The following is a 5,810-nucleotide window of genomic DNA, read 5'->3' as shown; positions in this document are numbered from 1 at the left end:
TTAATAATAATCCGATTGCTGCGGTAAGAACCGCTCTTTTTAAATGAACCCTCTTCATCTTCATGTCCTTATGTTATCTCAGTGGGGCAGCGATGATTTCTCCTTAACTCTCCAGAATAACATGCAAAAGAATAACCGCAAAATCGTTCAAACCGCAGACAACAAGGAGGGTTGGTTACTAGCGAATTTTTGGCTCCGCTTTTGCAACGGGCCATGTAGGTTATATCAGATGCCCAAGCGGTATTAACAGCAACAGGAGTGAAATCCCCTTGGTCAATTCAATCTTATATTAAGGGAAAGAGTCAATGAGGCTACTTGCATCGGCCCCAATACCTCCATTCCTGAGTCAAAAATATTTTTGCGACAGAATTACTCAGAGCATGAGCCTTCGTCCCGGCCTATTTAGGCTTCAAGGTATTTTCAGTCGATAGTTTTTGAGAGTAATCAGAATCCTGTTTTTGGGAGTCAAAAAATTTATTGCTGTGATTAGAAGCCGATGCAAGAGTTATTTCTGTGTTATTTGTTTCTTTCGGTTTTATAATCATTAATTGCGCTTCTGGAATAATGGAGTACCAATGATAATTACCTTGGTTATTCATACCTCGCCTTGAAAGCTATTCACAATGCTTTCTAATTGTTGTGAGGCGAACTCGTGCATGTTTTGCTACCAGATCTCTAGCTGCCCTGTTAAAGATGGGTTCAATCACTAATTTAATGCTGCTGTCGCTGAAATGTTGTCTTTTATCTTTGAACAACAACGTTTTTAATTGCTCTTTCTCTTTGTTTTTCAGATTTAACCGGTTAAAAACTGTTTCGCTAAGGTCTTCATCATTTTTAGATCGTAAGTAATACATCAAGGAAATGCCGTAGGCATAATACATACAGTTACCTTCCCCGCTATTGTCCACTATTTTTCTATCCTCAGTGTGTTGGGCGGGCACAATTTCTGATTTTTGCTCCGGCTCATCTGAAACGTTTTGATCTTCAGAAATAGCAATGAAAGAGCTTTCTTGACGTATTGGCATCGGTGTTGGTATCAACTCTTCTATTCGTTCCTGGGTTTGTTCTTGTGAGTTGATGTTTTTAGCTTGCATTAATGTTTGTGGAGTATCTTTACTATCCAATTGCGCTTGTAAAGCGCGCAGCTGAGCATCTTTATCCGTCAATTGTGCCTGTAACTGTACTGTCGTTCTTTTTGTTTCTTGGGCTGTTTTTCCGAGATGCGCCTTAAGGTTTGTATTTAAACTCTTTTGCAGTTCCAGCTCAGTGTTCAACTTATTTAAATGATTCTCTTTTTCTGTAAATTGACTATTTAATTCACTATTTTTCTGAAAAAGTTCCGAATATGCACGGTTTTGTTCTTCAAGTTGGGCGTTTAAAGTAGTATTTATCTCCATTAACCATGAAAATGTCTCGCTTTCTTCTTGAGGTATCGTATTTTGCTCATTCTTTTTCTGCAGAATCTCTGAATATGCAAGATCTTTTTTCCAAAAGAGAGCTCGTAATTCTTTATTTTCTTCAACAAGCAATTTATTGTTACTTGGTTCTTGAAGAGCTATGTGTTCCGGTACTGATTCTTCTAATCCATAGTCAATAACTTGTTCGAATTCACTTTCTTCGAGTCCGTAAAGACTGGTTTGATTTTCAGATTGATTAGAAGGGTGCATAATTTCAAAGCCGTTATAGTGTTTCTTCAATTATAAATCATAATGGGCGAGTTTGAGTCTTTCTGTTGTTTTTTGGTGAGGTGCTTCATTAATGGAATAGTCAGAAAAGTTATACACTGAAAAGGCTGCGTCACTTTTAACCCTGAGCTAAAAATATTGGTGTGACAGGACCAGTGAACCCAGTACGAAATTCTAACAAAATATCGTTGCAAGTTTGGGATGTCCCCAAACTTGCATCAAAAAGTAAATATCTCTATATTTTAATTTTTTGTTCCAGCTTATCTCTTAAATGCAGTGCGCGAAGTACTGAAACATAGCTCCATGTTAATGAAGTTGCTCCTTGTTGGATTCCTGATTCCAAATTGATTTGTTCACTTATTTTCATGTCAGGAGCGTATTTCTTGATAAGCTTTAAATAATCGTCACCGGTGCTAATGTACTTAACAATGAGGGACTTATTGGTTTGAGTTATTGGCAAACTATCCGCCAGAGTGAAATAATACTCCGCAATCGTTGCTGTTAAAATAAACCATGGATTTCCTTTGCCCTCGGTATGATATCCATCATAGGTGTCTCCGGGATAGCGCCCAAAGAGTATGGCTCCTGCATGGTTGTTATTTATGGGAAACATTAAATTAAACTGCTCATGTAAGGCATTGACCGTATTTTTTACATAAGGGTGGTGAGGGGAGAAGATGCCTTTATCTTGGGGATTGAGTAATAGCCCTAAAATAGTTGATGTATCTAACTCAAATGCTTTTTGTGGTCCTGGATGAGGCAAAAGTGTGGCCTGAATTAATTGGTTTTTGTGATCAATATGTTGTCTTAATCGATTATCAATTAAATTGGCCTGAATTTCATAATACACTGCGGCTTCTTCGTCATTTAGTTGTCGGGCGAGTTTTGCACCATCAGTTAGAGCTTGTTTTTGGGCTATTGCGGTAAAAAAGTGATCGCCAAGAACCTCTTCCCAGAGATCAAAATTAGCCTGTTGCCAATGATGAGCAATGAATTCCAAATCCATTTTGATGGCACCCATGGTATTGGGATCCATACTTTTGTTATATAAATGAGTTTTGACATATTCACCTTCATTGCTATTGATTAGCTGATGTGCGAATCGTATCAAAACGGAGGCACGAAGTGCTGGGCCATCATTTTGCGGTCTGCCCCATGCACCATCGAAAGGATAACCATTTATATAAAACTTAGGTTCTCCCAAGATATCTTGTCCTGGGATAGGATCATATTGATGTTGGATGGTTTGGGTCCAGGCAACATAATTAAGAAGACGATTTTTGTATTCAGAGGAATTATTGGACTCATACCAGGTTTGCACTAATCCCATAGCAATTGCTGAATCTCTTACCCAGTCATAATAGTAATTGGGGTTGTGTTGGGAAGGGGAGGCAACAATAGCACCGTTGGCATGAAAGTTAGCAAAAAAGTGTTTTTTTAAATCATTGACATTATCATGGCTGAATACGGCACTAAAGGCTTGAGTCGCTACGAACGTCATTAAAAAAAAGATCCGTTTCAACATAATCTCCTATAAAAGTTATAAAAAACAACGCTGTCATAGTACAGGAAATGAACTGCTCAAACCAGAGGATAGGCATCGTACTCTATAATGTTCTGGGTGTATTTTTAACAAAGGTAAAAACGCCAGCAGTAACATGGCGCTCTCTTGGGAACACGCCATAAAGTTAAGAAAAGTACGTCATCCTGAGCATGGCGAAGGTTCTCCTGAATCGAGGGAGATCCTTAGTCTATAGCGCCTCAGGATGACGGCCAAATCCTTAACTTAATGGCAGAGACTCTTGGGATATGTGAGTTCAAGTGAATAAAAAGAATATTGTGAACTTATTCTTTATGGAATATCTAATTTTTTATTGAACTATTTGTTTCATCGCATTAATCCATTCAGGGGTATCATTCATACACGGTATTAAGGTAAATTGTTCCCCTCCGAGTGCCATCCATTGTTCTCGTGCCCGCATTCCGATTTCTTCCAGAGTTTCAATACAGTCAGCAACAAATGAAGGGCAGGTAATGGCCAATCGTTTAATGCCTTTATCTGCTAGTTCTCTAAGCACATCATCGGTATAAGGTTTTATCCAGGGTGTCTTGCCAAGTCGTGATTGAAATGACGTGCTGTATTGATGGGCATGTAACGTTAATGTTGTGGCTAAGAGCCTGCTGGTTTGATGGCATTGAGCCTTATAACACCCCTGATTAGTGGTGGTCACTGCCGGACAATCTTCTTGACATACAGTCTCGCATCCGCCTTTTTGAATCTGCCGTTCAGGAATTCCATGGTAACTCAAAAGAAGAAAGGTATCCTCAGGTAAATGATTTTTAATTACTTGAGCTTGTGCTTTGATGTATTCAGGGTGTTGGAAAAAATCACGGATAATTGTGACTGATGGGAGCACTTCTTTTGTTGAGATAATGCGCATAAACTCTTCAATGGATGAGCCTGTTGCTGCAGAGGAATATTGAGGATATAGTGGCAGGACGGTAAGGGATTCGCATTTATCTAATTGAGCCAGCGCATTTTGTATGGACGGGGTGCCGTAGCGCATTCCCAGCGCAACCGTAAATTCAGAACCCAGTTCACGCTGTAATTGTGCCATCATCTTTTTACTATGAACGAGTAGGGGGGAACCTTGTTCTGTCCATATAAGCTGGTAGGCATGAGCTGATTTTTGGGCTCTGAAAGGGAGGATCACCAGATACACCAGTATATAGCGTATCAATGCAGGCAAATCGATAACTCGTTTGTCAGTGAGAAATTCGCGAAGGTATGTTTTTACCGCCGCAACATCATCACGCTCAGGGGTACCAAGATTAATTAACAATAAACCTCGTTTCATCAGAACATTCAGACCTGGTATTAAATGAGGTCATCATACATCAAGATGATGGACGCAGCAGCACAAATTTTAAAATACCACTGCGCTAAAGTTTATATATCAAATTATGCCATTTCTTCTTCAACAGTTTCACTTAGCGCAATAACGTTAGAAGCATGAAGCCCTCTTTCGCCATTTTCCACTTCGTAGGTAACTATCTGGCCTGGTACGAGTGTTTTGTATCCTGTTCCGTGAATCGATGAGAAATGGACAAAAATATCCTCACCACCACCTTCCGGGATAATAAATCCCCAACCCTTGGCGTTATTAAACCATTTGACTTCGCCTCTAGCCATGACTCCTCCTTTTGCTAAAGCTTATCAATCGTCGACCAACATGTTTATGTCAGTTGAGCAATTGCATTCGTCCTTAAATGACAATTGTTAATGCCTATTATTTAATAGGTCATTTCAACATAACGCAAAATGGGATCATTACTCAATAGGTTTATTAAAATTTATCGCGGTATCGTTTAATTTTGTCAGTTTATTTTGTTAGACTAGGGTGCATACATTGTTTCAGCGGGGCTTTTTTTGTTTTGTATTGATGAACGAATTTTATCTACGAGCTTTATTCTTGGGGATTGGCCTTTATCTCGTGTGCTATTAAAAAATGAAGCTCATTTTCCCTGGTTTATATTAGTGCCCAGAGTTGAGAATATTCAGGAAATTTATCAGTTAACTAAAGAAAATCAACACCTGCTCATGGAGGAAATTAATCAATTATCTCTGGTGGTTCATCATTATTTTAATCCTGACAAATTGAATATTGGGGCTCTGGGTAATGTCGTATCTCAATTGCATGTCCATGTGATCGCCCGAAATAAACATGATGTCTTGTGGCCTCAAGGTATATGGCAGGCAGCACTTGATTCCAAGGACTATGAATCTTATGAGTTAAATCCACTGCTATCCGATTTAAAGCATGTAATTAGCACTTGTTCGTTCTGACTGATTACAATGACATTATTGTTTGGGCGTTTCTTTTCCTGCATTGTGTATTCATGCCATGTTGTTGCATAGTTAGAAAAAAAATTAAATTCTTAATAATTCCTTAATTTGTTTGTGTTATCTTAATTCCATAAGATGTTTAAGTGAGGAGTTCTTATGGGTACTAATAGTACTTCTATAATGATGCTGAAATTGAGTGATGGAAAACAATCGCCAAAACCGAATTCAACTCCTACTAATGAGAGCGTCGATACTCATGAACAAAATAAAAAAGTTCT

General features: G+C 38.7%; 6 protein-coding genes. 1 reads left to right on the top strand and 5 read right to left on the bottom strand.

Annotation, left to right across the window (positions count from 1 at the left end; all coding sequences use genetic code 11):
• Positions 1-398: 398 nt before the first annotated feature.
• The 5 genes from Q0495_RS10805 to Q0495_RS10785 all read right to left on the bottom strand — a co-directional run bounded on the left by Q0495_RS10805 (position 399) and on the right by Q0495_RS10785 (position 4,878).
• A complete protein-coding gene (locus tag Q0495_RS10805) occupies positions 399-599 on the bottom strand; it encodes a hypothetical protein (protein ID WP_298626022.1) in 201 nt (66 codons plus the stop codon).
• A 15-nt stretch (positions 600-614) separates the two neighbouring features.
• A complete protein-coding gene (locus tag Q0495_RS10800) occupies positions 615-1,697 on the bottom strand; it encodes a hypothetical protein (RefSeq protein WP_298626019.1) in 1,083 nt (360 codons plus the stop codon).
• Between the two features lie 223 nt (positions 1,698-1,920).
• Positions 1,921-3,186: a glycoside hydrolase family 15 protein gene (locus Q0495_RS10795; protein WP_298626024.1), complete on the bottom strand. Its 1,266-nt coding sequence runs from the start codon at positions 3,184-3,186 to the stop codon at positions 1,921-1,923.
• Between the two features lie 370 nt (positions 3,187-3,556).
• Complete coding sequence (gene hemH, locus Q0495_RS10790; RefSeq protein ID WP_298626016.1) at positions 3,557-4,543, bottom strand: ferrochelatase; 987 nt, start codon at positions 4,541-4,543, stop codon at positions 3,557-3,559.
• 104 nt (positions 4,544-4,647) lie between these two features.
• On the bottom strand, positions 4,648-4,878 hold the full coding sequence (locus Q0495_RS10785) for a cold-shock protein (RefSeq protein WP_298626013.1): 231 nt from the start codon (positions 4,876-4,878) through the stop codon (positions 4,648-4,650).
• Between the two features lie 237 nt (positions 4,879-5,115).
• Between Q0495_RS10785 and Q0495_RS10780 the strand changes: the two genes are divergently transcribed.
• Positions 5,116-5,532 carry an HIT domain-containing protein gene (locus Q0495_RS10780; RefSeq protein ID WP_298626011.1) on the top strand — a complete coding sequence of 139 codons (417 nt, stop codon included), beginning with the start codon at positions 5,116-5,118 and terminating at the stop codon, positions 5,530-5,532.
• Positions 5,533-5,810 lie beyond the last annotated feature (278 nt).

This window comes from uncultured Legionella sp., assembly GCF_937871865.1.
In the GTDB taxonomy this organism is placed as follows: domain Bacteria; phylum Pseudomonadota; class Gammaproteobacteria; order Legionellales; family Legionellaceae; genus Legionella.
This window is presented reverse-complemented; position numbering and strand designations above follow the sequence as displayed.

Bases quoted from the DNA above. Each gene is read 5' to 3' on its own strand.
- Q0495_RS10805 (WP_298626022.1), bottom strand. From the start codon at position 599: ATGAATAACCAAGGTAATTATCATTGGTACTCCATTATTCCAGAAGCG.
- Q0495_RS10795 (WP_298626024.1), bottom strand. From the start codon at position 3,186: ATGACGTTCGTAGCGACTCAAGCCTTTAGTGCCGTATTCAGCCATGAT.
- hemH (WP_298626016.1), bottom strand. From the start codon at position 4,543: ATGAAACGAGGTTTATTGTTAATTAATCTTGGTACCCCTGAGCGTGAT.
- Q0495_RS10785 (WP_298626013.1), bottom strand. From the start codon at position 4,878: ATGGCTAGAGGCGAAGTCAAATGGTTTAATAACGCCAAGGGTTGGGGA.